The organism is Paenibacillus sp. J22FR83, assembly GCF_059691955.1.
The window spans coordinates 40687-67280 of the sequence record NZ_JCAUAM010000016.1; the positions used below are offsets into that span (position 1 = coordinate 40687).

Here is a 26594-nt window from a genome sequence, read left to right on the forward strand (position 1 = left end):
GTAGGAGGGGTAACCGTGACACAAAAAGTATCAGTCCTTGTAGCTGGAAGTTGGGGGACGGCACTCGCCTCGGTATTGGCGGATAATGGCAAAGAAGTCCTTCTATGGTCTCGAAATGAAGAACAAGTAGCGGAAATTAATGAAAAGCACACGAATACTCGGTTTCTGAAAGAAATATCACTTTCACCTTCGATTATTGCAACGCATTCTTTGCAAGAAGCGGTACAAGATGCAGACGCGATCATTATGGTGGTACCATCTTCAGGGATGCGTGAAGTGGCAAGTCGTATTCGACCTTTTCTCAAGAAAGATACACTTATTATTCATGCGACGAAGGGGTTTGAAACAGGAACGCTCAAGCGTATGACAGAAGTTCTTGCAGATGAGCTCCCTGAGATGGATCCGAAACGGTTTGTGGTTCTTTCAGGACCGAGCCATGCGGAAGAAGTCATTTGCAAAATGCCGACAACAGTCGTTGTTGCTGCCGAGGATATCGAAGCAGCTGAGGCTGCTCAGGACTTGCTCATTACGCGATATTTTCGTGTGTATACCAATCCGGATGTAACAGGCGTTGAGGTAGGCGGAGCGCTGAAGAATATCATTGGACTGGGTGCAGGGCTCACAGATGGTCTTGATTTCGGTGACAATGCGAAAGCAGCACTCGTAACTAGAGGGCTAGCGGAAATCACGCGATTAGGAACTGCCATGGGAGCAAATCCTCTTACATTTGCCGGATTAGCTGGAATTGGTGATTTGATCGCAACTTGCACAAGTAAGCATAGTCGCAACTGGCGGGCGGGCAATAAATTGGCCAAAGGCATTCCGTTAGACGACGTCTTGAAAGAGATGGGAATGGTTGTAGAAGGCGTCAAAACGACTAAAGCAGCTTATGACCTGGCGCAACGCTATGAAGTCACTATGCCGATTACGAATGAATTACATAACGTTTTATTCGAAGGGAAATCTCCTCAGCTTGCAGCTGGGGATCTCATGGGACGTGTGCGTACGCACGAAATGGAAGAATTGCCGCTGACAAGATAAGAAAAGGTTGGAGATAGCCTACACCAGATCTTCTCCGCACTCATACTATACCCTATCAGGACTTCTCATTAGTTCAGGGTACAGGAGGCGGCACAATTGGCGAATAAAGATATGTCAAAGGACATATTAAGTGTGGTCAAGAAGAAGACGGGCAAGTCTGTGACATCTAAAGATATCGAAAAAATTGCAAGTGGAGTGAAACCTTCGACGATGCAGAGCGAAGTGCAATTAAGAGCTCTCATTAAACAAGTATCTGGCTTAGTGAATGTCAAGGTGTCCGAAGAAACGATTAATGACATCGTTCAAGCCGTTAAAAGCAGTAAATTAGATACCAATAATATGCAGCAATTAATGAGCATGATGATGGGCAAGAAATGAGAAGCATGAAGGGGTTCATCCCCTTTATGCTTTTTTCTCATTCTGTGCTATACTTACATGTGTTTCATTTTTACGATTTTTACATAAGGAGTTTATCATATGTCACCTTTAGACAAAATGTGGGCCTCGTTTGTTGCCATGGGATTGATGGTCGTTGCATCATTTCTGATCTCGTATGCTCGGACAAGAACATCAGGCGTGTGGCGCGGCGTATTATCTTTTATTGCTTTCTTAATGTTTATTCCAATCTTACTTTTCATGTTATCTTCGTTGTTTTAACCAACCGGAGGGGAAATCATTATGTTAGAACTGAAAACACGCAAGACGCAGATAAAACTAACGCCTGAAACAGGACTAACCATTCTGGACCATGCTCTAAAGGCAGATGTGGATTGGGGATTTTCCTGTACGCGAGGAACTTGTGCAAGATGCCGCTGTTACGTGGCTGAAGGTCGTGAATTGCTTGCTGAGGCATCCGAAGCGGAAGAAGATCGTCTAGAGCCAGAGGAGCTTGCACAAGGCTACCGCTTAGCTTGCCAATGTGTAGTGAAACAAGTTGGAACGATTTCAGTTACGCACAAGCCTTACTTTTAAAAATTTACTGCCTGAAAGGTGTGGGCATGATGAAACTGCTGGAGCCACTACTCCCATCGATTTCGACTATTCATACGCGGTTACAGCAAGCCCATAATGTACAATGGCTGATTGGCGGAAGCTGTGGGTTACTCATGCATCACGTTGATATAGGTAGAACTCCTAGAGATTTGGATATATATGTCGATCTGAAGGATGTACACACGGTGCATAAGCTGCTGCAGCCATACGCATTGGATACCCCAGAATTCAGTGAAACACCTATATATGCTTCGACGCTGAGTCATTATCAGATCGATGGACATGCTGTCGAGGTTGTTGGTGATTTTAAAGTAAAGGCACTTGGATCCTTCTATCAAGTTGAAGTCGATTACTTGTTGGAGAATCACTATTATCCATTCTCCATGGAGTCGTGGGAAGTGCTTGTGATGCCGTTAGCGCATGAGTTTCTCTTTAATGTGCTCCGAAATCGGCCTGATCGTTATGAACCGATTCTCAGAGAAATGCAGGATCAACCTGACAAACATAAGCAAGTGTTGCGTGATATAATGGACCGCAATCAGTGGGGATATGAATTTCATGTAAAGATGAACGAATTGCTAGATTGGAATCGGTGACGAGTATGAGTATGTTCGAAATTCATTTTTGGCCAGATCATAAAAAAATTAAAGTAAGAGCAGGCACAACATTGTTGGATGCTGGCAATAAAGCCAAAGTCCACATACGCACGCGTTGCGGAGCTAAGGCTGCTTGTTTAATGTGTAAAGTTAAAGTAAGTGACCAAAGTGGTCTTGCACCTCTAAACACGAACGAACGGTTAAAGCTTGGCTCCCTAGCAGATGATGGAATTCGCCTTGCCTGCCAAGCACGCGTCACTGGTGATGTGGACGTACACATTCCCGAGGACCCCTTAAAGGCAGCAATTCGAGCACAACTGGCTAGACAAGCGGAAGACGATGACTTCATTTAGACAAGATAGGATGGTAAAAGGGTGAACTTAAAACGAAAACGACCCCAAGGTAGAAGCTTGCTTCTGGTACTTATCTTGGTTATTTTGCTTACAGGCTGCGCATACCCCCAGGAACTACGGAAAGAGAATCAAATAAATCCAGCAGAATTTATCACAGTTGTGGGGCAAGCTGTTAATACCTATCATGAGAAGACTGGTGTACTTCCCATTAAAAATAGTGACATGACAACGCCACTCTATGAGAAGTATGTCATTGATTTTCCAAAACTTAAGAAAACCAATCTTCTCAGTTCAGTACCCGCAAACGCATTTGAAAGCGGTGGTGTCTTCATTTATGTACTTGTTGATGCCGAAACGAAACCTACGGTGAAACTAATGGACCTCTCCGCCTATCAAAGTGTGGAAGATGTGCAGAAGAAAGTAAATGATTACATAGCGAAACATGGTGGGAATATGCCGCAAGGGATTGCCATTAATGATGCCTTTGCTTATGTTGATTTGAAATTGATAGGAATGAAAGCGCCTGATATTAAATCGGTGTATAATCGAAAAAATGCCATCACCTACATGCTAAATAGGCAAACGGGCGAAGTATCAATTGATTATGCGATGGATATCAACACGTTTATTAAGAACAATGCGCTAGAAAGTTCCTTGAAACCGGATCAAGATCTACGGCAAATACTCGTTGATAAATCGTACTTCGTACCGATACGAAGTGTTTCATACCTATGGAAAAACAATCAGCCTATGCCTCAGAATTAAGTTGGAACGAACCTCTTACCCTTGTGTAAGAGGTTTTTTTGATTTTAGAGAATAAGAGCAACCGACTGATCATATATTCTTTCGAAAGCCGTATGTGCTTCATAAAATATGAGCGAAAAAAAGTTGGAACGCATCTATCATATTTCTATCGAAAGTACATATATTTTTACTAGTCCAAATGAATGTACGAGTAGTCAATTGTTACCGTCACTAGAGTCAGTTGACGACCAAACTGTAGGAGGGATTCTCTTGGAGAAAGTGGATATCTTTAAGGACATTGCAGAACGAACGGGAGGGGACATTTACCTGGGGGTTGTCGGCGCAGTCCGGACAGGGAAATCAACCTTTATTAAGCGTTTTGTGGAATCTGTAGTGCTTCCGAACATTCAAAGCGAAGCGGATAGGATCCGGGCTACCGATGAACTCCCGCAGAGTGCTGCTGGCCGCACGATTATGACAACGGAGCCGAAATTCGTACCGAATACGGCGGTTCAAATTTCTGTGGCCGAAGGGTTGAACGTAAACGTTCGCCTAGTTGATTGTGTTGGATATGCAGTCGATGGCGCCAAAGGCTATGAAGACGAGAACGGACCTCGGATGATTAATACACCGTGGTTCGATGAGCCGATTCCTTTCCAAGAAGCGGCAGAGATTGGAACACGCAAAGTTATACAAGAGCACTCTACATTGGGTGTTGTGGTTACGACAGATGGCACGATTTCGGATATCCCGCGGTCTTCTTATGTATTGGCAGAAGAACGAGTAATTAATGAACTCAAAGAGGTTGGAAAACCTTTTATTGTGATCATTAACTCTCAGAAGCCCAACAGTGAGCCAGCACTTGAGCTGCGCAGCGAGTTGCAAAGCCGCTATGATGTTCCTGTTGTAACCATGAGTGTAGCTAGCGCAGGGGAAGAAGAAATGGTCTCCGTACTTCGTGAGGTCCTGTATGAATTCCCAGTTCATGAAGTCAATGTGAACTTACCTAGTTGGGTGATGGTTCTGGATGAGAATCATTGGCTGCGGACACAGTTCGAAGCTTCCGTTCGCGATACGGTACAGGATATCAGACGCTTACGTGATGTTGATCGTGTTGTCAGTCAATTTGCTGAATATGAGTTTATCGATAAGGCGGCTTTAGCCGGGCTGAGTATGGGGCAAGGGGTAGCCGAAATAGATCTCTTTGCACCTGATGAGCTCTATGATCGCATTCTCGTCGAGGTCGTAGGTGTTGAGATTCGAGGGAAGGATCATCTTCTTCAGCTTATGCAGGATTTCACACATGCTAAGAGGGAATACGATCAATTCGCAGAAGCGCTTGAAATGGTCAAGACAACAGGATATGGTATCGCGCCTCCTACGCTCGCTGAGATGGCGTTAGATGAGCCTGAATTGATCCGTCAGGGCTCTAGATTCGGCGTACGTCTAAGAGCGACAGCGCCGTCCATTCACATGATTCGTGTAGACGTAGAATCCGAGTTCTCGCCGATCATTGGCACAGAGAAGCAAAGTGAAGAACTTGTCCGCTATCTCATGCAGGATTTTGAAGATAACCCGCTTAAGATTTGGGAGTCCGATATTTTCGGCAGAAACCTTCATTCCATTGTTCGTGAAGGTATACAAGGCAAGCTAGCTCAAATGCCTGATAATGCGAGATACAAACTTCAAGAAACACTAGGGCGTATTATTAATGAAGGCTCTGGTGGCTTGATCGCCATTATTCTGTAAGAAAATGTGGACAAAAAACACTCGAAAGGGTGTTTTTTGTCGTTTTCTAGCGGAAAGACCCACATAAATTGGAAATAGATACTTGAAATTGCTCCCTGAGTGTATTACTATGAATTTATTCGTCTGCTTTCAAAGTTCATTTTGCTTAGAAAATCAACGATTTTTCAGAAGTTTATGTATAATTTTTGGGAAAACGGTGAAAACAGGAAGTAACGGTAGTGAGAAATTTTGGGGGGAGGTGAATGGCATGAATAAATCTGAATTGATCAACAAAGTTGCGGAAACATCTGAGCTTTCCAAGAAAGACGCAACGAAAGCAGTAGATGCTGTTTTTGATGCAATTTCTGAAGCATTGCAAGGTGGAGATAAAGTACAATTGGTTGGGTTTGGTAACTTCGAAGTTCGTGAACGTTCTGCTCGTAAAGGACGCAATCCACAGACTGGTGGAGAAATTGATATCCCAGCAAGTAAAATTCCAGCTTTCAAACCTGGTAAAGCACTTAAAGATGGCATTCAATAATTTGTATTTATACATAGGATTGAACGTTACATAATGATAAAGCCGTAGCCGCTAAATGCGGATGACGGCTTTATTTGTTTTGCCTGAAAATGGCTTTACAATTTGAAATTCTCCTACTATACTTACAAAAGTGAATGCGTTATTTGTGGCTGTAAACGTGACGGGGTATGGCGCAGCCTGGTAGCGCGCACCCTTGGGGTGGGTGAGGTCGCACGTTCGAATCGTGTTACTCCGATTATGACTGAGACATCGGCGTTCGATGTCTTTTTCTATTGCCAAGATATTGTGTTAGTGCACATTCATGTGTTTGAATCTCTTGGGATACGTAGGGGGTACGGGATTGACTAAGTTGAAGTGGAATGAGCTTATGAAGTCAATGGATTGGACGATGTTCGGAATAATTGCATCGATTTTCTTGATATGGCAAATTGGCACGGTAGGGAACTGGAGCACGGAATGTTGGATATTATTATGTATTTGTTTATTAGGCGTGCGGCAGGATCAGATTAATGTGGATTGGAAACGCTTTTTTCTAATCGGCATTCCACTCCTAGGCGTTTTTTATTATTTTTATGGGACAGGCAATGGATTTTGGTGGAAGATTGCGAATTGGATGTTTGAAAATAATCGGCACCCTTGGCGCTGGGATAGCTATATGAATGCGATCCCGTTGAATTCCGGAGGATGGGCAAGATGGATCGCAACACCATTTTTGGATAGAGCGATGGTGTGGGTATATAATTACGGCTTTGTACTCTCGCTTTGGATCTGTATAGTTCGCAGTTTTTGGACCCGTAGTGTTAGAAAAATGTTGTCTTATGCACTCTCTGGCCATATGCTGCAATTTCCGTTAATCTTACCTTTTTATAATTTGATTCTGCTTCATGAGGTATGGTATGTAAATAAGCAGCCTGATTTACTGCATCGAGTGTTTACGGATGAAAATTCCTTATTAGTGGCCGTGATGAATTGCTTTCCAAGTATGCACACGTCCATTTCATTTGCCATGCTGTTACTTGCACTTCGTGAGAAGGATCGTATTTTCAAATACATGATGGTGATGTACTGCGCGGCTATTATTTTTTCAACGTTGTATTTGCAAATTCATTGGGTGATCGATGTCATCGCGGGCATGTTATTCGCTTACGGTACTGTTAAATTGACGGATTTTCTTATTCGTATAGGGGCGACTCATATTGTACCGGCGAAGTTCAAACGGTTCTATGACAAACGTGCAACTGCATCATCTTCTGAATTAACTATGTAGGACATGTTGACTTCTGGTTACTTTTTTTGGCATCATTAGGTAAGAGATTTATGGGTAGGTTAGAACGGAGGATGGATATGGAACAATCGAATAAGTCAGATCAATCAAGTACGAACGGTAACGAGTATTTTGTCATTAAAGCGAAAGATAATGGTGTTCATGTAATTGGGTTAACTCGTGGACAAGACACACGTTTTCATCATACAGAGAAGCTGGACAAGGGTGAAGTAATGATTGCACAATTCACTGAGCACACTTCCGCGGTTAAAGTAAGAGGCAAAGCTTTGATTATGACCAAGTTTGGCACGATCGATACAGAAGAATAAGAGATAATAATGGAAAAGCAGGCATAGCCTGCTTTTTTTCTATGTACAATGGTGTATAGGACTTGTTTCTTTAGATAACCTGTTGGTTATTTGCTCCTACATATGCTTAGGAGGTGTTGATTGTGAAATGGCCAATGCGCATTGTGATTACATTAGGCATTTCGGTTGTTGTGGCGATAAGTCTATCCCTGTTACCGAAGTTGGATCTTTCATCAGGTTTAGGGTCGGACTACACGTGGTCCAATAATCGGGGGGGACAACTTACTGAAAATAACTTGGCAGACCTCTTAGTGCAAATTCCGCTGCAGTTGCGAATAAGGAAAGTTGAACTGAGTACGTCTCGATTGTCACTTGATTTGAGTTTGCCCAAGAATGCGGAGACGATAGCGGTATATCGTGATTTGTATACAATTGCACAAACGATGCTTGTAAATACTAAGAATGTCGATCAAGTGTGGGTGCGGATCATTGACTATTCCGGTACAGTCGATACAACTTCAACGCAGCTTGTCTTGGCTATGGTTGCTCAACGTGAATTTGGCAAAGATATGGAAAAGAAACCGTCGGAGCTTAGTTTAATCCAATTGGAGCAAGAGCTTCAGAACCGTTTTCGCATCACGTATACTTCCAAATGGCAGCAAAAGTATCCACTATAATTTATTGTGCTTCTATTAACGTGTTATGCTATAATAATTTGGATTGAGACATCCAGTTTCATAAAATGATATTTGGCATACGGTTACGGAGGCTTTTGCATGAATTCTTATCGGATCCCTGAGATCGCTAAGCAGTACACGGAGTATGATATGATCCAAATTCACACAGACTTGCCCGATTTTCCCGAGTTGCGCACACGTCTGTTGTTTGCATTCTTGAATGAAAATAACAAACTAAGCTCCTTAAGTGAATTATTTACTGTAGCAACAGCTCTTGTGCAGTTAGGTCTCGATACGCATGATCTTGTGACAGCATCCAATGAAGCCAAGGAGAAGAAAGCATCAAGGTCCAGGCAGCTCAAAGTGCTTGCAGGCGATTATTTTAGTGCGAGATTTTATCATCTGTTAGCTAAAACAGGGCAGATTGAGATGATTAAGCAACTTTCAAATGCGATCTGTGAAGTCAATCGGTTAAAAATGAGCAGCTATACGAAAATGAAACAGCTGAAACTGACGGCAGAAGATTACATTCACCTAACGGTGGAGATTAAATCTCAGCTTTTTTTGTCTTTTTCAGAGGTCTTGCATGGGGCAAACAAACAAGCATGGCCTGAAATTCTACGAGGCTTTGTAAGATGTGAGCTCTTGTTCACTGAAATTTTCCGGATAGAAACGATTTCTAAGTTCAGGGGTAGCTGGGGTTATTGGCATATTAACCAGAACGGCACACGAGAAGAGCGGAAGTTATTACAAGGTGAAGAGATAGATACGACGAAGATACGTACACTTCTGCATAAATACAATATATCTTCACAATTGTATAAATTGCTAAGCGCGCAAACGAATCAATTGCAGGACTTTGTTAAAAAGCTGGAATCGGATGTGCTACAAAGTGAACTCTTTCACATGGGAGAGCCCTTTTTACGATGGACTGGGGAGTATCCTAAAGTGTTAGAAGAAATTTAAGGGGACCTGGGAATGAGTGTAAGCAATACGAATAGTGATAAAAAAGGAAAAAGTAAAGAAGAATTTGTACATGGTGTTTTTGAAAGTATCGCACCTAAATATGATTTGATGAATAATATTATTAGTTTTAATCGCCATAAAGCTTGGCGCAAATTTGCAATGAAGAAGATGAACGTGCAGCCTGGGGATACAGCCATTGATTTATGCTGTGGAACTTGTGATTGGACAATTAGTCTCGCTCAAGCGAGTAGAACAGGGAAAATGGTTGGATTGGATTTCAGCCAGAATATGCTGGATATTGGTGCGGAGAAAATTAAACAATTACGTTTAGACCAGCAAGTCGAGCTCATACAAGGCAATGCGATGAGTCTTCCGTTTGACGACAATACGTTTGATTATGCTACAATCGGGTTTGCTTTGCGTAACGTTCCCGATCTTGAGCAGGTCATTCGTGAAATGCAACGTGTCGTTAAGCCCGGAGGGCTAGTTGTGTCTTTAGAGTTATCCAAACCAACGTGGCAACCGTTTAAGTCCATTTATTATGTATATTTTCGGCATATCATGCCGTTCCTAGGTAAATTGATTGTCAAGAAATATGAACAATACAAGTGGTTACCGGAATCATTAATTTCTTTTCCAGATCATAAGCAACTTGCGGCCATCTTTTCGAAGAATGGTTTAGATCACGTACAAGCCCATCCACTCTTTGGTGGTGTCGCCGCGCTACATGTAGGGACTAAAGGGAATAAGAAATCAGGAGTGTAATACACATATGTTTACTAAACTAAAGATTTTTCTCGAGATGATTAAATTTGAACACAGTGTGTTTGCGTTACCCTTTGCATTCATGGGAGCGATACTCGGATCCGTTGTATGGCAGGGGCACTTACCTAGCTGGGCACAGATCGGTTGGATCACCTTAGCTATGGTGGGGGCAAGAACTGCCGCGATGGCATTGAATCGCGTTATTGATCAGGCTATTGATAAGCGTAATCCAAGAACAGCGAATCGTGCTATTCCTGCCGGTCTCATTTCAATACCGCAAGTTATTCTCTATATTGTCATTTCATTTGCTGTTCTTTTCTGGGCAACCTATCATCTAAGTGCATTATCCATGAAGCTTCTCCCTATCGCTGTTTTCTTTCTTGTGATTTATTCCTATACCAAAAGGTTCACGTGGACATGCCATTTCGTCCTGGGTTTGACGTTGGGGCTTGCCCCGCTTGGTGGTTGGATTGCCATTACAGGTGAATTTACATGGGCGTCGATCATCTTTTTCCTAACCGTGGCATGTTGGAGTGCTGGTTTCGACCTTATATATGCTTGCCAGGATGCCGAGTTTGATCGTAAGGAAGGGCTGCACTCACTACCAAGTCGATTTGGTATTAAAGCAGCACTACAAACAGCACGTGTCTTACATGTCTTAACTGCGATCGGTCTAGTCTCCTTATTTTTCATAACGCATCTTAGCTGGTTATATTTGATAGGATTAGTTATTGCTTATGTCCTGCTGTTTAAAGAACATAGGCTCGTGACTCCACAGGATTTGTCAAAATTAAATACGGCCTTCTTCACGATGAATGGCGTATTGAGTTTAGTGATGTTTACTTTCACATTGCTTGATGTTCTTGTGAGCAAGCACTCATGAGTAACGGCAACTGGGTTATTGGCATTTCTGGTGCGAGTGGGGCTATTTACGGCGTTAGATTATGTGAAGTGCTATTGGATCTCGGTTTAGATGTACATCTTATTATTACAGATGCCGGATGGCGTGTTCTGCAAGATGAACATGACTGGCATGTAACGAAACGTGTTGAGGTACTGGAGAAACACTTCGGTGGACGAGCTGGCTCGTATGAATATCACCCTGTAGCAAACATTGGAGCGACAGTGGCGAGTGGTTCTTTTCGCACCAAGGGGATGGTCGTCATTCCGTGCTCAATGGGGACATTATCAGGTATTGCACATGGTTCGTCCGATAATTTGCTTGAGCGTACCGCGGACGTCATGTTGAAAGAAGGAAGAAAATTAATTCTGGTGCCGAGGGAAACTCCTCTGCATGCTATACATTTAGAAAATATGCTAACCCTAACAAGAATGGGAGTGCGAATGATACCGGCTATGCCAGCCTTCTATAATCGTCCGCGCTCAATCGATGAGATGGTTGACTTTTTGGTAGGCAAAGTAATGGATAGCATGGAGATTGAACATTCCTTGTACCGCAGATGGGGGGATATTGATGAGCAGCCTAGACCCTAAAATTCGAATAGGTCGAATCAATTATACAAATGTGTGGCCGATCTATTATTATTTTCCTGAGGAAATGAATAGTTCAGAAGTCGATATTATTGAACAGGTACCTACATCACTGAATAAAGCGATGGCTGAAGGCCGAATTGATATGGGCCCGATTTCTTCATTTTCATATGGTCAATTTTTTGAAGATTATATGCTTTTCCCGGACCTATCCGTTAGCTCTTATGGTGAGGTCAATTCCATTTTACTTTTTCATGACAAGCCTTTACGGGAAATTGTGAATGGGAAAATTATTCTTCCTACGACGTCTGCGACTTCCGTTAATTTACTCAAAATTATTCTAGAAAAGTTCTATCAAGGCAAGCCGACGTACGAGTATGCGAACCCAAATTTAGAGCAAATGATGGAGGGGGCAGATGCTGCTCTTCTCATTGGTGATGATGCGATTAAGGAAAGCTGGCGGAATCAGAAGTATATGATCACGGACCTTGGTCAAGAATGGGCCAAATGGACGGGGAAATGGATGACATTCGCTGTCTGGGCAATTCGTAAAGAAACGATTCGTAACTATCCAGAACTTGTTTCTACGATCTTTGAAGCGTTTAAGGCTAGTAAGGAAAAGGCTCATCGTGAGCCGAAATATATGATTGAAGAAGCACAAGCTACCGTTGGTGGCAGTGCCGACTATTGGCATCATTATTTTCATACGCTGTGTTATGATTTCGCTGCTGAGCAGTGGGAAGGACTTCAATCGTACTATCAATACTGTTACGAACTTGGTTTCTTGCCGAAGCCAGTTCAGATTGGCATTTGGGAAGATAATAATTTGGCACGGGTGACCGAATGAAAAATTTGTTGGAGATTTACGCCAGAAAAAGAAAAGATATTTCAGCGATAGAAAAAGAGCTGGAAGAGAGTGTGAATAACGATCATTCTCTACTAAGAGAAACTTCGATTCATCTACTTAAAGCGGGAGGGAAACGGATAAGACCCGTTTTCGTTCTGCTGTCTGGTGAATTCGGCACCTATGAACTTCAAACCATGAAAAACGTAGCAGTACCATTAGAACTTATTCATATGGCTTCGCTTGTGCATGATGACGTGATTGATGATGCAAACACTCGGCGTGGTCAATTAACGGTTCGCTCCAAGTGGGATAATCGTATTGCGATGTTTACAGGAGATTTTATATTCGCAAGAGCGTTAGGTGTAATTACTCAGATTCCAGATCCGAGAGTTCATCAGATTATGTCCAAAGCGATTGTTGAAATGTCCATTGGGGAAATGGAGCAGATTCGTTTTTTCTTTCATTCCGAGCAAACCATACGCGACTATTTACTTCGTATCAGGCGCAAAACTGCCTTGTTAATCGCCATCTCTTGCCAATTAGGAGCCATGGCTTCGGGCGCTCCTGACTGGATGAGCACTAAATTGTATAATTTTGGTTATAATGTAGGTATGGCCTTCCAAATCAGAGATGACATTCTGGACTTGACAGGTACCGAGAAACAGATCGGGAAGCCCCCTGGAAGTGATGTCAAGCAAGGGAATATTACGCTGCCTATCATTTTGTCTCTGCAAGATCCAGCTTTAAAGCCAGCGATATTGACAGAACTTGATCGAATACATAAACTGGATGGACAAACCGATGTAAGTCGATTCTTAGAAATGATTCGAGGCAGTGCTGGTATCAAGGAAGCCGATCGACTCTCCCAGGTGTATATTGATAAGGCGATTTCGTCATTAGACCAGCTGCCGAATAACCAAGCGAAGAAAGATCTTATCGAAATCGCTCATTTTATTGGGAATCGATCTTATTAACGAAGCGAATGCTTACGAAGCTAGTTTTCTGACGAAAACTTTTAGGAGGTAGTCTTCCAATGGAAAAAACATTTCTCATGGTTAAACCAGATGGTGTACAACGGGGACTTATTGGCGAGATTGTAAAACGGTTTGAGCAGAAAGGTTTCCAATTGATTGCGAGCAAGTTGACGGTCATTTCCCGAGAACAAGCCGAGATCCATTATGCGGAGCATAAGGGAAAAGATTTTTTCGAGAGACTTGTGAATTTTATTACATCAGGACCAGTTTTTGCAATGGTATGGCATGGTGATCAAGTTATCACATTGTCCAGAACCATGATTGGCAAAACGAATTCATTGGAAGCCGCACCTGGTACCATCCGCGGTGATTACGCTGTACATACGAATCTCAATCTGATTCATGGATCTGATTCACCCGAAAGTGCCGAACGTGAAATCAATAATTTTTTTCAGCCTAACGAAATTTTTACATATTCAAAGAACATTCAAGAATGGATCTAAACGCATCATGCAAAGAATCTGATATCTGAAACGATTCAGGTTCTTTTTGTTTTTATATAAAGGAATTTAGTAAATCCACACAGAATGTATCAGGGTACATAATGATCAAGGTGGGTGGCCAGCATGGAAGATCAAGATTTTTTGTTGTTTATTAAAAAGATTAAGGAACACACGTCCATAGATCTTGCGTTATATAAAGAAGCGCAAATGAAGAGACGACTAACTACCTTGCGGATGAAGCGGGGTTACAATACGTTTATTTCTTTTTTTGAAGCGATGATGAAGGACAAGGAACTGTTCTATGAGTTCTTGGATCGGATGACGATCAATGTTTCTGAGTTCTGGAGAAATCCGAACCGCTGGGAGCTTGTGGAACAGAAATTCATTCCAGAGATGCTTAAACGTAATCGACGGTTGAAGATTTGGAGTGCAGCCTGCTCTACAGGTGAAGAACCGTACACGTTAGCTATGATTTTAGCGGAGCAAGGGGCATTGGGTGAAACGAGCTTGCACGCCACAGATATTGACGATGGCGCCTTGGAGAAAGCTCGTAAAGGGATGTACTTGGATCGTTCTGTGCGTGATGTACCAAGCAACTATGTAAAGAAATATTTCAAACAAGATGGCCTGATGTTCCATGTTTCAGATGAACTCAAAAGGTCAGTGAAATTTCAAAAGCAAAATTTGCTTGTTGATACATTTGATAGCGGTTACGATCTCATTGTTTGCCGAAATGTTATTATTTATTTTACAGAAGAAGCGAAGCATGTGCTGTACCAGAAGTTTGCCAAAGCGCTAAAACCAGGTGGTCTACTTTTCGTTGGTTCGACAGAGCAGATTTTTTCCCCTGGTCAATATGACCTGGAAGCAGCTGAAACGTTCTTTTATCGGAAAAAGGGAGTATAAGAACTTCCTTATTTTCCAATACTAAGATGTAGCAGTGCAAAGTGAGGGGATACCAAGCTTTGAACAATGCATACACGCTTAGGGGGCTATCATGGACAAACGCAAGGTGATTACCGCTTATCGCAGAGGAATGATTTCCATTCAAGAATGCGCTCAGATCTTAGGAGTGGATTCCTCACAAATTACGGGACTAATGAATGATCCTCAGCTTAGTGAGCCTCCGAGGGTCGTCCAGAAGCAGCATATGCACGGGTAATTGTGGTTCCTGATTAGATAATGACACGCTTGCGCGGAAGGGATTCTCCCTTGCCTGTGAAGCGTGTTTTTGCATTTGTGTTGTTGCCAAACATGAGTAGCTATACTATAATGACAACAGATAATCGCGCGTCAAAGCGCTAAAGTGCTTGATGTTGCGTCTTTTCATGGCACATTAAGTACATAAGCTCGGTTTTTCCATACTAGTATGTTTATATACGGAGTTCGATGTTCTTCGTAAAATTCTTAGGGGGTAACGGATTGTGAGATATTTAACAGCAGGTGAAACGCATGGACCGCAGCTCACTGCGATTATTGAAGGTTTTCCAAGCAATGTAAACCTTAACTTTGAAGATTTAAACCATCAATTACATAGACGTCAAAAAGGCTATGGTCGTGGTCGTCGGATGCAAATTGAGAAAGATACAGCTACTATTGCAGGTGGCGTGCGTCATGGCAAAACAACAGGTGCTCCAATTGCACTTGTCGTTGTGAATAATGACTGGAAACATTGGACTTCGGTTATGGGAATTGAACCCGTTGAAGAAGATAACGAAGGCAAACGCCGTGTGAACCGTCCTCGTCCTGGACATGCGGATTTAAATGGCGGCCTCAAATATAATCAAAAAGATTTGCGTAATATTTTGGAAAGATCCAGTGCGCGTGAAACAACGATGCGTGTAGCTACTGGAGCAGTTGCTCGTCAATTGCTTGCTGAGTTCGGTATCAAAGTAGCTGGACAAGTTATTCGTATCGGTGATGTCGAAGTAGAGCGTCAAGAGCTTCCTGTTGATGAACTTATTCGTATTACTGAAGAATCACCAGTACGCGTTGTTGACAAAGAAGCAGAAGCGAAAATGATCGCTGCCATTGATGCCGCCAAAGAAGATGGCGATACATTAGGTGGTATCGTAGAAGTAATTATCGAAGGTGTACCTGTAGGCCTCGGTAGTCACGTGCAGTGGGACCGTAAACTGGATGGTAAAATTGCGCAAGCGGTTCTTTCCATTCAAGCTTTCAAAGGTGTGGAGTTCGGAATTGGTTTCGAAGCAGCAGAGCGCAGAGGTTCTAATGTTCACGACGAAATCTTGTACACACAAGAAGAAGGTTTCAGACGCAGAACGAATCGCGCAGGCGGATTCGAAGGCGGTATGACAACTGGCGAGCAAATCATCGTTCGCGGTGTAATGAAACCGATCTCGACGTTGTACAAGCCTTTGCAAAGCGTTGATATCGATACGAAAGAAGTATTTACAGCTCAAGTGGAGCGTTCCGATACTTGTGCCGTGCCAGCAGCAGGCGTCATCATGGAGAATGTGATTGCTTGGGAAGTGGCGAATGCTTTCTTAGATAAATTCGGTGGAGACTCCATTGAAGAGATTCGCACGAACCTTACGAATTTTCTCAAGCAAGTGGAGAACTACTAAGATGAGAGAACTTACCGTAGAGCTTGGAGAACGTTCTTATCCCATTTATATTGGCCAAGGCATTCTTACCAATATCTCGGCACTGTTCGATCGCGCGAAGCTCAGCCGCAAGTCGCCGCTGCTCATCGTCACCGACGAATCGGTGGCGGCCTTGCACTTGGAGCGCGTCCTGACGCTGCTCCGCGACGGCGGCTTCGCCGCGACAGCCTGCGTCGTGCCTGCAGGCGAAACATCCAAATCCCTCGCGCAGCTCGAGGGAATCGTTACCGCCGCCCTCCAGGCGGGCCTTGATCGCAATTCTGCGATCATTGCCCTCGGAGGCGGCGTAGTCGGCGACCTCGCCGGCTTCGCTGCGGCGAGCTTCATGCGCGGGATCCGCTTCGTGCAGATCCCGACGACCATCCTTGCCCACGACAGTTCTGTCGGCGGCAAGGTCGCGGTTAATCACCCGATGGCAAAGAACATCATCGGGGCGTTTCACCAGCCTGAGCTTGTCCTCTTCGACATCGACTTGCTGTTAACTTTGCCTGAGCGTGAAGTGAAGGCAGGCCTGTCCGAAGTGATCAAGCATGGCTTGATCTGGGATGCTGCTTTCACACAATGGTGCGATGAAAATGCAGATAAGCTGCTGGGGCTAGATCCAGAAGCATTAAGTTATGCACTTTACATAGGTTGTCGGGTGAAAGCCATCGTTGTTTCCCAAGACGAACGTGAGAATGATCTCCGTGCGATATTAAACCTTGGACACACCATTGGTCACGCTTTAGAAGCCGTAGCAGGCTACGGAGAGTTGTTGCACGGTGAGGCGATTGCCATTGGGATGGTTGGCGCAGCGAAGCTTGCACAGCAATTTGGCTACAGCGAGGACATACACACAGTTACCAAAGGTTTATTTATGAAATACGGATTGCCTGTGCGTATACCATCACATTTGGACACAGATCGCATTATGAGCGCTATGATGCATGATAAGAAATTCAAAGAAGGTACGATGGTGTATATCATCCCGACCGAAATTGGTAAAGTCGAGATTCGTAAGGATGTTACTTCTCAACAAGTGAGAGAGATTGTTGACCTTCTAAAAGGGGAGAAATAACCGATGTACTTAAGGGGAATTCGTGGAGCAACGACGGTTGAACGTAACGAGGCAGAAGAGATACTAGCGGCTACAAGCGAGCTTCTGCAAGCTATTATAGAGGCGAATGATTTCCTTCCTGAAGATATTGGATCTGTTTTCATTACAGTAACAGCAGATATCACAGCGATATTTCCAGCAGTAGCGATTCGCTCGCTAGTAGGGTGGGAGCTTGTTCCTTTGATGTGTTCCTTGGAAGTACCCGTTGAGAATGCATTACCCAAATGTATTCGTTTGATGGTTCAGGTGAACACCACCAAATCCCAAGCGGAGATTAACCATGTGTATTTGAAGGAAGCCAAGAAACTTCGTCCTGATATTGTTAAATTGACAAATGAAGCTACCCGGTAGTATAGTGAAGTTAGATGAGTTTAGGTTAGTAGAGCAGAGTTTAGTCGAGTAGAGCAGAGCCGAGTTGAGATGAGAAAAAGCAAAGTAGCTATATGACCATTGGTTCGTTCCCATGAGGGATCGTCTATTTGTTCATACCTGGGCTTCATTTTCTTTTTTCACATTCATCCTGATCGTCTACTGAAACTAAATTCAACCTCTACCCTTGGTAGAGGTTTTTTTGTATTCGAATAGAGTTTTGAGCGCCGCAGACAGTGAGCAGCTCACAAGCTGAGAGGGGATGTTTCCATGTATACACCTGAATTGCAAGAAGTCATTCGTTTGTCCAAAGATTATAATCTCATCCCAGTGGTGCGACATTTACTAGCAGATACTGAGACGCCTATACGTGTGTTCCAACATTTATATCAAGAGCCTCGTGCTTTTCTATTAGAAAGCGTAGAAGGAGGAGTGAAATGGGCCCGTTATTCCTTCTTAGGCAGCGATCCATTCTTGATGATCACGGCGAAGCATGGAAAAACAACGATCGAAACGGGATCCGAGAAAAAAATCACGGATGAGAGACCGATCGAAGTGTTGAAGGCTTACCTTCGTTCCTACTCCAGTCCTCAGCTTGCTGACCTTCCACGCTTTACAGGTGGTGCGGTTGGATTCTTCGGATATGATTTGTTGCAATACTATGAGAAACTTCCAGCTCATCAGATTGATGACTTACAAATGAATGATATTCAATTTATGTTTTGCGATCAGGTCATCGTGTTCGATCATTTCAAGCAACAGATCAAAGTGATTGCGAACTTGCATGTTCCCCAGTTTGCAACGGATGCAGACATCGCGAGAGCTTATCAGGCAACTTGTGAAAAAATCGATGCTACGATTGAGAAAATTAAAAGACCACTTAGTTCGGAAACGATGACACACAATCCAATTGTTTCTGAACCAGATTTAGGTGAAATTCGCTCAAATATTACGAAGGATAAGTTCATATCCAATGTGAACAAAGCGAAGGAATACATTCGCGCCGGCGATATTTTCCAAGTCGTGCTCTCGCAGCGGTTTGAAATGGAAACAACAGTTTCTCCTTTACAGGTGTATCGTGTGTTACGAACCATGAATCCATCGCCTTATATGTATGTGCTCAAAATGGATGAAGAGATTATTGTGGGCACCTCTCCGGAACTATTAGTTCGCGTTGAGGAAGAAAAAGTTGAAACGCGGCCGATCGCTGGAACAAGACCTAGAGGGAAAACCCCAGAGGAAGACCTTGCCTATGAGAAAGAGTTGCTTGCTGATGAGAAAGAACGCGCTGAGCATCTGATGCTTGTTGATCTTGGACGCAATGATATCGGGCGTGTCTCCGAATTCGGTACGGTGAAGTGTGATACGTTCATGGACGTTGAACGTTATTCTCACGTGATGCATATCGTTTCCAATGTGTCTGGTAAAATTGCCAAGGATAAAGATTTCTTCGATGCTTTCCTTTCCTGTTTGCCTGCAGGTACGGTGTCTGGAGCACCGAAACTGAGAGCGATGGGCATTATAGCTGAGCTGGAGCCAGAGTCTCGTGGTTCTTACGCGGGTGCGATTGGTTATCTCGGATTCTCCGGGAACTTAGACACGTGCATTACGATCCGAACGATTGTATTCAAAAATGGTAAGGCCTATGTACAAGCAGGAGCAGGAATCGTTTGGGATTCTGTACCTGAGAGTGAATATCAAGAAACCGTGAACAAAGCGACGGCTTTGCTGAAATCAATTCGTATGGCAGAAGCCATGTTCAGTCCTGAGCCTAGACCTGTTAGCGAGATTAACAAAGATTACTGGGTTAACTCCTAGAAGGAAGGGGCATCGATGAATATGAGTGGAAATAATTTGATGCAGCAAGCTCTTGGTAAAGTAATTAGCGGCAAACATTTATCCCGGGAAGAAGCACGAAGTGTCATGTCTGAAATTATGGATGGGACTGCTTCTCCAGCACAAATAGGTAGTCTATTAACTGCGCTTCGAATCAAAGGGGAAACTTTTGAAGAGATCACTGGGTTTGCGGAGACGATGCGGAGCAAAGCTATGCAAGTGAAGGTACACCAAAGCGACCTCCTTGATACGTGCGGAACAGGTGGGGATGGAGCGGACACGTTCAATATTTCAACTACAGCAGCTATTGTCGCTTCAGCAGGCGGTATCCGAGTAGCGAAACACGGCAATAGGGCAATGTCAAGTAAAAGCGGTAGTGCGGATGTCTTGGAAGCTCTTGGCGTTAAAATCACGCTCAGTGGGGAGCAAGCTGCAAAATGTCTAGATCGTACTGGCATTTGCTTCATGTTCGCGCAAGCTTATCATCAATCGATGAAACATGTTGCAGCACCGCGCAAAGAACTTGGTTTTAGAACGGTTTTCAACTTACTTGGACCGTTAACGAATCCTGCTGGCGCAGATCGCCAAGTCCTTGGTGTCTTCGACAGAACCAAGACCGAGATGTTAGCGCAATCGCTGCAGGCACTTGGGTTGAAACGCGCACTTGTTGTGGCCAGCGAAGATGGCCTGGATGAGTTCAGTATCTCAGCTCCTACCAAAGTGACAGAGTTGAAATCGGATGTAATCACTACGTATACCATTACACCGGACGATTTAGGTTTACGTGCACATAGTATCAAAGATGTAGCTGGCGGGGATGCTTCACTCAACGCTGAAATCATTCGTCATATTTTTGCCGGTGAGAAAGGTCCTCATCGTGACATTGTGCTAGCGAATGCAGCAGCATGTTTCTATGTAACTGGACTTGTAGGAACGCTTCAGCAAGGTGTTAAATATGCCGCTGACGTAATCGATTCGGGACGTGCGGAGCAAAAGTTAAATGATTTAATCCAATATACAGGAGAATTATGCCATGTTTCTTGATAAAATTGTTGCTACGAAACGCATTGAAGTAGATGCAATGAGCCATTTTTCGATTGGGGAGGCTGAAAAGCTAATTTCTCAGCTTCCTCCTTGTTTAGGCTTTGAGCGGGCGTTAACGCTAGGCAAAAACCGCTCCATGGGGCTTATCGCGGAAGTGAAGAAAGCATCGCCGTCCAAAGGATTAATTCGCGCGGATTTCGAACCTGTTGGATTGGCTCAGTCCTATGAGCGTGCAGGTGCCGATTGTATTTCGGTATTGACTGATGTTTCGTATTTCCAAGGAAGCAATGAATATTTGCAAGCTGTGCGTAAAGCGGTCAATGTTCCATTGTTACGCAAAGATTTCACCATTGACCCCAAACAAATTTATGAGGCTAGAATACTTGGAGCCGATGCCATCCTACTTATTGCAGCGATTCTGACAACAGAGCAGATGAAGCAATATTTGACGCTAGCCAAGGATCTTGGCTTAGATGCACTCGTCGAGGTGCATGATCGTGAAGAGTTGGAGCGCGCATTGGAGCTGGATACTCAAATGATAGGTGTAAATAATCGGAATTTAAAAACTTTCGTAACTGATCTAGGTACAACGGAAGAACTAATAAGTTTTATGCCAAAAGGCAAAACGGTTGTGAGCGAAAGTGGTATTTCTACGGTTGAAGATATGGCTTATGTCGAGAAAGTAGGGGCACAAGCTGTACTCATCGGTGAGCATTTCATGCGACAACCCGTCGTTGAACAAGCAGTCCATGAGCTGATGGGTGAGCTGACCAACAAGGTGTAGTTATAGGTAGAAAGAGGCGAATTTGATGACTGTAGGAACGATTCCAACGGTAAAAATTTGTGGACTTCAAAGCGTTGAAGTGTTAAAATCAATCGTACATTTGCCGATAGCTCATATCGGCTTTGTTTTTGCACCAAGCAAGCGGCAGGTCACGCCAGAGAAGGCGGCTGAGCTGATTGGTTACTTGAAAGCTGAAGAAGCGAAAGGCCAGACAGTTCCGCGTTCTGTAGGCGTATTTGTCAATCCAACGAAGGAGCAGCTGATCGAAATCCTAGCTGTTGCACCTTTGGATATCGTGCAGCTACATAGTCAGGAAACACCAACTTTCTGTGGTTGGGTTCGTGAGCATTTTCATGTACAAGTATTCAAATCCGTATCCATTTCCAAAACAGAAGATGCCATACCGTCTCTTTCGAAGGTAGCAGAGCAACTAAATCCTTATATTAGGCATGTAGATGCCATCTTATTAGATACTTTTGACCCCGTATATGGTGGGGGTTCTGGGACAACTTTTGCATGGGATTGCATTCCTGTGTATCAAGAGTGGGCTCGAAGTGCTGGCATTCAACTGCTAGTTGCAGGTGGACTCCGCCATGATAATGTAGATCAATTAGTACATGCATACGCACCTGATGGTGTTGACGTATCGAGCGGCGTGGAGACAGATGGCGTGAAAGATATTGCGAAAATAACTGCGTTTGTGGAAAGGGTGACCCGTAAGTGACACAAGTACCTGATCAGCATGGTAGATTTGGCAAGTTCGGTGGCCGTTATGTGCCAGAGACATTGATGAATGCCTTACATGAGCTTGAAGAAGCTTATGCCAAATATAAAGATGATCCTGAGTTTATTGCTGAAGTCCGTTATTTGCAGAAGCAGTATTCCGGTAGACCTACTCCGCTTTATTATGCAGAGCGCTTAACCGAGCTTCTTGGCGGAGCCAAAATTTATTTGAAACGTGAAGATTTAAACCATACAGGCGCGCACAAAATTAACAACACCATCGGACAGGCAGTTCTTGCCAAACGCATGGGCAAAAAGAAAATTATCGCAGAAACTGGGGCAGGTCAGCATGGTGTAGCTTCAGCAACCGTTGCAGCTTTAATGGGTTTCGAATGTAAAGTATTCATGGGCGAAGAAGACACGAAGCGTCAACAATTGAATGTGTTTCGCATGAAATTGCTTGGCTCCGAAGTCATTCCTGTTACATCAGGAACTCGCACATTGAAAGATGCTTGTAACGAAACTTTGCGTTACTGGGTAAGTAACGTGCAAGATACGTATTATATTCTGGGATCTGTTACTGGACCCCATCCATATCCGATGATGGTTCGTGATTTCCAACGTGTTATCGGGGATGAGTCCCGTGAACAAATTTTGGAAACAGAAGGCAGATTGCCAGATGCAGTAGTTGCTTGTGTAGGCGGAGGCAGCAATGCCATGGGGATTTTCTATCCCTTCGTTGGTGATGAGTCTGTGAAATTGATTGGTGTGGAAGCAGCAGGACGTGGCGTTAACACGGAGGAGCATGCAGCAACGATGACGAAGGGAACGCCAGGTGTATTCCAAGGGTCACTCAGCTATTTGCTACAGGATGAGTATGGTCAAGTTCTGCCAGCACATTCGATCTCAGCAGGTCTAGATTACCCAGGAATTGGCCCCGAGCATGCCTATCTCAAAGATGCTGAACGTGCTACCTATTATCCGATAACGGATCAAGAGGCCCTGGATGCACTTCAATTACTGAGCCGTACTGAGGGTATTATTCCTGCATTAGAGAGTGCACATGCTATTGCGCAAACGCTCAAATTAGCACCAACTATGTCCAAAGATCAGATTATTATCGTAAGCTTGTCAGGCCGCGGTGATAAAGATGTGGAATCCATTATTAGCTATCTTGGCGAGGGGGTATAGGCGATGAACCGTATTGACAGTCGTTTTGCTGAACTCAAAGCGCGCGGTGAAACCGCAATGATCCCTTTTTTAACAATCGGTGACCCTTCGATCGAGGCATCCTTGGAGTTAATCCTAGAAATGGAACGCGCAGGCGCGGATTTAATCGAGCTTGGTGTACCGTATTCGGATCCCCTCGCAGATGGACCTGTAATTCAGCGCTCCTCTGAGCGCGCGTTGCAGCGTAAAATCTCTATCTTTGATGTCATTGATGTTGCGAAACAAGCAAGGAATCGCGGCTCACAGCTGCCTTTCATTCTTTTCACCTATTATAATCCGGTACTCCAAATAGGTTTGGAACGTATTTTTAAAGTGATGCAGGAGAATGAAATTAGTGGCATTATTATTCCAGATCTCCCGCTGGAAGAAGATAGTGAGACTAGAGGCATTGCTGAGCAATATGGTGTTCATTTGATTCCTTTAGTTGCACCAACTTCGAATGAACGTGTACAACGGATTGCATCGAGTGCACGTGGTTTCGTTTATTGTGTATCTTCTCTAGGGGTAACTGGCGAGCGTGCCGAATTCTTTGGAGGTATAGAAGATTTCCTGACAACCGTTCGTGAAGCTGCGTCTGTTCCGATTGTTGTGGGTTTCGGCATATCTTCGCGTGAACAAGTTGAACGATTTGAGAAATTGTGCGATGGTGTTGTCGTAGGGAGTGCGATTGTCCGTACGATTGAGAGCGCGTTACCACATTTCACTGAAGATGCTGCGCATCCAGAAGGACTTAAACAAATCGGTAATTTTGTAGGACAATTAAAACGTTCGAACTAATAATTGATGAGGTGACTTCATGAAACCGAAACAAACGATTATACATTTACCCGTGTATCAACCAGGCAAGCCGATTGAGGAAGTCAAGCGTGAGCTTGGACTGACAGAAGTGATTAAATTGGCATCCAATGAGAATCCATTTGGTTCCTCTCCTAACGTGAAGGCGGCCATCGAAGCAGAAATAGCTAATATTAGCTTGTATCCAGATGGAGGCGCCGTACAATTAACAGAAGCTGTAGCAGCTTCTCTAGGCGTTGAAACGAATCAACTAATTTTTGGTGCTGGCTCTGATGAAGTTATTCTGATGCTAGCTCGTGCTTTTCTAGTGCCAGGTGATGAATCCGTTATGGCTTCTCACACATTCCCGCAATATAAACACAATTGCGAAATCGAAGGCGCAATCTCCATTGAAGTTCCATTGAAAGATGGAACGCACGATTTGGATGCAATGGCTGCAGCGATTACGGATCGTACGAAGATTGTTTGGATCTGTAATCCTAATAACCCAACGGGTACGATGAATACAGATGCGGAAATTAAAGCGTTCTTAGCTAAAGTTCCTGCACATACGATTGTTGTTCTTGATGAAGCGTATTGCGAGTACAACACTACGGGTGAGTTCCCTGACAGTATTGAGCTTATTGGTCAGTACAAGAATGTGATCTCTCTGCGTACGTTCTCCAAAATCTATGGGTTGGCTTCCCTTCGCATTGGTTACGGCATTGGGCATCCAGATGTCATCCGCTCGATCAATCAAGTACGTGAGCCTTTCAATACGACTCGCTTCGCACAAGCTGCTGCGCTTGCAGCGATTAAGGATCAAGATTTCATCACTAGCTGCCGTGAAGCGAATTCAGCTGGTTTAACGTACTTAGAAGAACAATTCAAACAACTTGGGCTGCACTCATTCCCTGCACACGGAAACTTTATAATGGTGGATGTTGCTCGTCCAGCCTCAGACGTATTCAATGGCTTATTACGCCGTGGGCTGATTGTTCGTGGTGGACATATGCTGGGCTTCCCAACATCGCTGCGTGTCACGATCGGTTCAAGTGAGCAAAATGCCAAATTCATTGCGGCTTTAACGGAAGTTCTTGCAGAGGTTCCAGTTCTAGTCTAATTCAGAAGATAAAGGTTGATTCTTGCCATGACGAAAATAGCAATATTCGGAGTAGGTCTGATCGGTGGATCTCTTGCCTTATGTTACAAAGGAAAACCAGACTTTACAGTTATCGGTCATTCACCCAATCCGAACTCTGTCGATAAGCTGTTGAAACGGAATGTTGTTGACCATGCAACTACAGATATGGCTGAAGCCGTTGATGGGGCTGATTATATTTTCCTCTGCGTACCCGTTGGTAATTTGGAGGAATATGTTCAGAAGCTGATGAAGCTACCCTTGAAACAAGGCTGTATTATTACCGACGTGGGCAGTACGAAAGCATCGATCACAGAAAGCGCAGCAGCGCACTTGAAGGAAGGCTACTATTTTATCGGAGGCCATCCGATGGCAGGCTCTGAGCGACATGGGGTGGAAGCAGCTTCATCTCATCTGTATGAGAATGCGTTCTATGTCTTAACTCCAGCAGAAGGCACGCCACAGGCTGAGGTGGATCGCCTGACAAGCCTGCTTAGTCATACGAAGGCTCAAATCGTGCAAGTCGATGCTCGCGAGCATGATGACATTGTTGGTGCAATTAGCCATTTGCCGCATATTATTGCCGTTGCGCTTGTTAATCAAGTAAGGGGCTATAACGAGAGTAATCCTTTGTATCAAAACTTAGCAGCTGGTGGTTTTCGAGATATTACGCGAATTGCCTCGAGTGAACCGACGATTTGGCGCGATATTCTAGTCAATAATCGTGCTGTGTTGCTCAAGCTGCTTAAGGATTGGAATGAAGAGATTTCACGATTCGTTCATTTGATTGAACAAAGTGACGGCGAAGGAATTGCTGAGCAGTTTCGAATTGCTGGCGAATTCCGCAAAGAGTTGCCGGAGCGTCGTAAAGGTGTTCTTACTTCCTTATTCGATATTTATGTGGATGTACCCGATCACCCGGGTATTATAGGTTCAATTACATCGCTGCTCGGAAATGCTCGAATTAATTTGAGTAATATTCAAATTATCGAGAGCCGTGAAGATGTGCCTGGTATCCTACGATTGTCGTTCCGTAACCAAGAGGAAGCCGATCGCGCTTCGGCGTTATTAGGCAAAGAATATGCGGTACATGTATAATTTTTGAATACTCGCAACATTTTAGGACTTTCTTTGTGTTGGTATTTACCATCGCGAAGGAAGTCCTTTAATTTTTTATTA

At 43.9% G+C, this 26594-nt stretch carries 32 protein-coding genes and 1 tRNA gene; all 33 read left to right on the plus strand.

Features of this window, described 5'->3' with window-relative positions; genetic code table 11:
- Positions 1–15 precede the first annotated feature (15 nt).
- Positions 16–1041 carry an NAD(P)H-dependent glycerol-3-phosphate dehydrogenase gene (locus tag AC58PV_RS26030; RefSeq protein ID WP_497435541.1) on the plus strand — a complete coding sequence of 342 codons (1026 nt, stop codon included), beginning with the start codon at positions 16–18 and terminating at the stop codon, positions 1039–1041.
- A 111-nt stretch (positions 1042–1152) separates the two neighbouring features.
- Positions 1153–1419, plus strand: coding sequence for a stage VI sporulation protein F (locus AC58PV_RS26035; RefSeq protein WP_497435710.1), 267 nt, complete (start codon positions 1153–1155; stop codon positions 1417–1419).
- Between the two features lie 99 nt (positions 1420–1518).
- Positions 1519–1698 (plus strand): DUF2768 family protein, encoded by a 180-nt coding sequence (locus AC58PV_RS26040; protein ID WP_056614420.1) that lies wholly within the window; start codon positions 1519–1521, stop codon positions 1696–1698.
- Positions 1699–1719: 21 nt separating this feature from the next.
- Positions 1720–2013 carry a 2Fe-2S iron-sulfur cluster-binding protein gene (locus AC58PV_RS26045; protein WP_056614418.1) on the plus strand — a complete coding sequence of 98 codons (294 nt, stop codon included), beginning with the start codon at positions 1720–1722 and terminating at the stop codon, positions 2011–2013.
- A gap of 26 nt (positions 2014–2039) precedes the next feature.
- A complete protein-coding gene (locus AC58PV_RS26050) occupies positions 2040–2630 on the plus strand; it encodes a nucleotidyltransferase domain-containing protein (RefSeq protein WP_497435542.1) in 591 nt (196 codons plus the stop codon).
- A 5-nt stretch (positions 2631–2635) separates the two neighbouring features.
- Entirely contained in the window at positions 2636–2983 is a 348-nt protein-coding gene (locus tag AC58PV_RS26055; protein WP_497435543.1) for a 2Fe-2S iron-sulfur cluster-binding protein, read from the plus strand.
- 21 nt (positions 2984–3004) lie between these two features.
- Positions 3005–3748, plus strand: a complete 744-nt coding sequence (locus AC58PV_RS26060) for a YphF family lipoprotein (protein ID WP_497435544.1) — start codon at positions 3005–3007, stop codon at positions 3746–3748.
- Positions 3749–3997: 249 nt separating this feature from the next.
- Positions 3998–5476 (plus strand): stage IV sporulation protein A, encoded by a 1479-nt coding sequence (gene spoIVA / locus AC58PV_RS26065; protein WP_068670344.1) that lies wholly within the window; start codon positions 3998–4000, stop codon positions 5474–5476.
- Positions 5477–5723: 247 nt separating this feature from the next.
- On the plus strand, positions 5724–5996 hold the full coding sequence (locus tag AC58PV_RS26070) for an HU family DNA-binding protein (RefSeq protein ID WP_056614405.1): 273 nt from the start codon (positions 5724–5726) through the stop codon (positions 5994–5996).
- Between the two features lie 161 nt (positions 5997–6157).
- A tRNA-Pro gene (locus AC58PV_RS26075) sits at positions 6158–6231 on the plus strand.
- A gap of 105 nt (positions 6232–6336) precedes the next feature.
- On the plus strand, positions 6337–7263 hold the full coding sequence (locus AC58PV_RS26080) for a phosphatase PAP2 family protein (RefSeq protein ID WP_497435546.1): 927 nt from the start codon (positions 6337–6339) through the stop codon (positions 7261–7263).
- A 77-nt stretch (positions 7264–7340) separates the two neighbouring features.
- Complete coding sequence (mtrB, locus tag AC58PV_RS26085) at positions 7341–7589, plus strand: trp RNA-binding attenuation protein MtrB (RefSeq protein ID WP_497435547.1); 249 nt, start codon at positions 7341–7343, stop codon at positions 7587–7589.
- 122 nt (positions 7590–7711) lie between these two features.
- On the plus strand, positions 7712–8245 hold the full coding sequence (locus tag AC58PV_RS26090) for a hypothetical protein (RefSeq protein WP_497435549.1): 534 nt from the start codon (positions 7712–7714) through the stop codon (positions 8243–8245).
- A 99-nt stretch (positions 8246–8344) separates the two neighbouring features.
- On the plus strand, positions 8345–9211 hold the full coding sequence (locus tag AC58PV_RS26095; RefSeq protein WP_497435550.1) for a heptaprenyl diphosphate synthase component 1: 867 nt from the start codon (positions 8345–8347) through the stop codon (positions 9209–9211).
- Positions 9212–9223: 12 nt separating this feature from the next.
- Positions 9224–9976 carry a demethylmenaquinone methyltransferase gene (locus AC58PV_RS26100; RefSeq protein ID WP_497435552.1) on the plus strand — a complete coding sequence of 251 codons (753 nt, stop codon included), beginning with the start codon at positions 9224–9226 and terminating at the stop codon, positions 9974–9976.
- Positions 9977–9983: 7 nt separating this feature from the next.
- The gene (locus tag AC58PV_RS26105; protein ID WP_497435553.1) at positions 9984–10859 is read left to right on the plus strand and encodes a UbiA-like polyprenyltransferase; all 876 of its coding nucleotides are present in this window, start codon (positions 9984–9986) and stop codon (positions 10857–10859) included.
- A complete protein-coding gene (locus AC58PV_RS26110) occupies positions 10856–11470 on the plus strand; it encodes a UbiX family flavin prenyltransferase (RefSeq protein WP_497435555.1) in 615 nt (204 codons plus the stop codon). Before AC58PV_RS26105 ends, AC58PV_RS26110 begins: the two co-directional genes overlap by 4 nt.
- Positions 11451–12314 (plus strand): menaquinone biosynthetic enzyme MqnA/MqnD family protein, encoded by an 864-nt coding sequence (locus AC58PV_RS26115; protein WP_497435556.1) that lies wholly within the window; start codon positions 11451–11453, stop codon positions 12312–12314. The genes AC58PV_RS26110 and AC58PV_RS26115 overlap by 20 nt, the downstream gene beginning before the upstream one ends.
- Positions 12311–13288, plus strand: coding sequence for a polyprenyl synthetase family protein (locus AC58PV_RS26120; RefSeq protein ID WP_497435557.1), 978 nt, complete (start codon positions 12311–12313; stop codon positions 13286–13288). The genes AC58PV_RS26115 and AC58PV_RS26120 overlap by 4 nt, the downstream gene beginning before the upstream one ends.
- A gap of 59 nt (positions 13289–13347) precedes the next feature.
- Positions 13348–13791 carry a nucleoside-diphosphate kinase gene (gene ndk / locus AC58PV_RS26125; protein ID WP_497435558.1) on the plus strand — a complete coding sequence of 148 codons (444 nt, stop codon included), beginning with the start codon at positions 13348–13350 and terminating at the stop codon, positions 13789–13791.
- Between the two features lie 123 nt (positions 13792–13914).
- Positions 13915–14697 (plus strand): CheR family methyltransferase, encoded by a 783-nt coding sequence (locus AC58PV_RS26130; protein ID WP_497435560.1) that lies wholly within the window; start codon positions 13915–13917, stop codon positions 14695–14697.
- Positions 14698–14788: 91 nt separating this feature from the next.
- A complete protein-coding gene (locus AC58PV_RS26135; protein WP_167355947.1) occupies positions 14789–14953 on the plus strand; it encodes a hypothetical protein in 165 nt (54 codons plus the stop codon).
- A gap of 262 nt (positions 14954–15215) precedes the next feature.
- Entirely contained in the window at positions 15216–16379 is a 1164-nt protein-coding gene (gene aroC / locus AC58PV_RS26140) for a chorismate synthase (RefSeq protein WP_497435561.1), read from the plus strand.
- A 1-nt stretch (position 16380) separates the two neighbouring features.
- On the plus strand, positions 16381–17475 hold the full coding sequence (gene aroB, locus AC58PV_RS26145; protein ID WP_497435562.1) for a 3-dehydroquinate synthase: 1095 nt from the start codon (positions 16381–16383) through the stop codon (positions 17473–17475).
- A 3-nt stretch (positions 17476–17478) separates the two neighbouring features.
- The gene (aroH, locus tag AC58PV_RS26150) at positions 17479–17865 is read left to right on the plus strand and encodes a chorismate mutase (RefSeq protein ID WP_068670323.1); all 387 of its coding nucleotides are present in this window, start codon (positions 17479–17481) and stop codon (positions 17863–17865) included.
- 288 nt (positions 17866–18153) lie between these two features.
- Positions 18154–19701, plus strand: coding sequence for an anthranilate synthase component I (gene trpE / locus AC58PV_RS26155; protein WP_497435563.1), 1548 nt, complete (start codon positions 18154–18156; stop codon positions 19699–19701).
- 21 nt (positions 19702–19722) lie between these two features.
- A complete protein-coding gene (trpD, locus tag AC58PV_RS26160) occupies positions 19723–20763 on the plus strand; it encodes an anthranilate phosphoribosyltransferase (RefSeq protein WP_497435711.1) in 1041 nt (346 codons plus the stop codon).
- Positions 20753–21547 carry an indole-3-glycerol phosphate synthase TrpC gene (gene trpC, locus AC58PV_RS26165; RefSeq protein ID WP_497435565.1) on the plus strand — a complete coding sequence of 265 codons (795 nt, stop codon included), beginning with the start codon at positions 20753–20755 and terminating at the stop codon, positions 21545–21547. The genes trpD and trpC overlap by 11 nt, the downstream gene beginning before the upstream one ends.
- A 25-nt stretch (positions 21548–21572) precedes the next feature.
- Positions 21573–22271, plus strand: coding sequence for a phosphoribosylanthranilate isomerase (locus AC58PV_RS26170; protein ID WP_497435566.1), 699 nt, complete (start codon positions 21573–21575; stop codon positions 22269–22271).
- Positions 22268–23461: a tryptophan synthase subunit beta gene (gene trpB, locus AC58PV_RS26175; RefSeq protein ID WP_497435567.1), complete on the plus strand. Its 1194-nt coding sequence runs from the start codon at positions 22268–22270 to the stop codon at positions 23459–23461. The genes AC58PV_RS26170 and trpB overlap by 4 nt, the downstream gene beginning before the upstream one ends.
- 3 nt (positions 23462–23464) lie before the next feature.
- A complete protein-coding gene (gene trpA, locus AC58PV_RS26180; RefSeq protein WP_497435569.1) occupies positions 23465–24277 on the plus strand; it encodes a tryptophan synthase subunit alpha in 813 nt (270 codons plus the stop codon).
- 19 nt (positions 24278–24296) lie between these two features.
- Positions 24297–25397, plus strand: a complete 1101-nt coding sequence (hisC, locus tag AC58PV_RS26185; protein ID WP_497435570.1) for a histidinol-phosphate transaminase — start codon at positions 24297–24299, stop codon at positions 25395–25397.
- 27 nt (positions 25398–25424) lie between these two features.
- The gene (locus AC58PV_RS26190) at positions 25425–26513 is read left to right on the plus strand and encodes a prephenate dehydrogenase (RefSeq protein ID WP_497435571.1); all 1089 of its coding nucleotides are present in this window, start codon (positions 25425–25427) and stop codon (positions 26511–26513) included.
- Positions 26514–26594 lie beyond the last annotated feature (81 nt).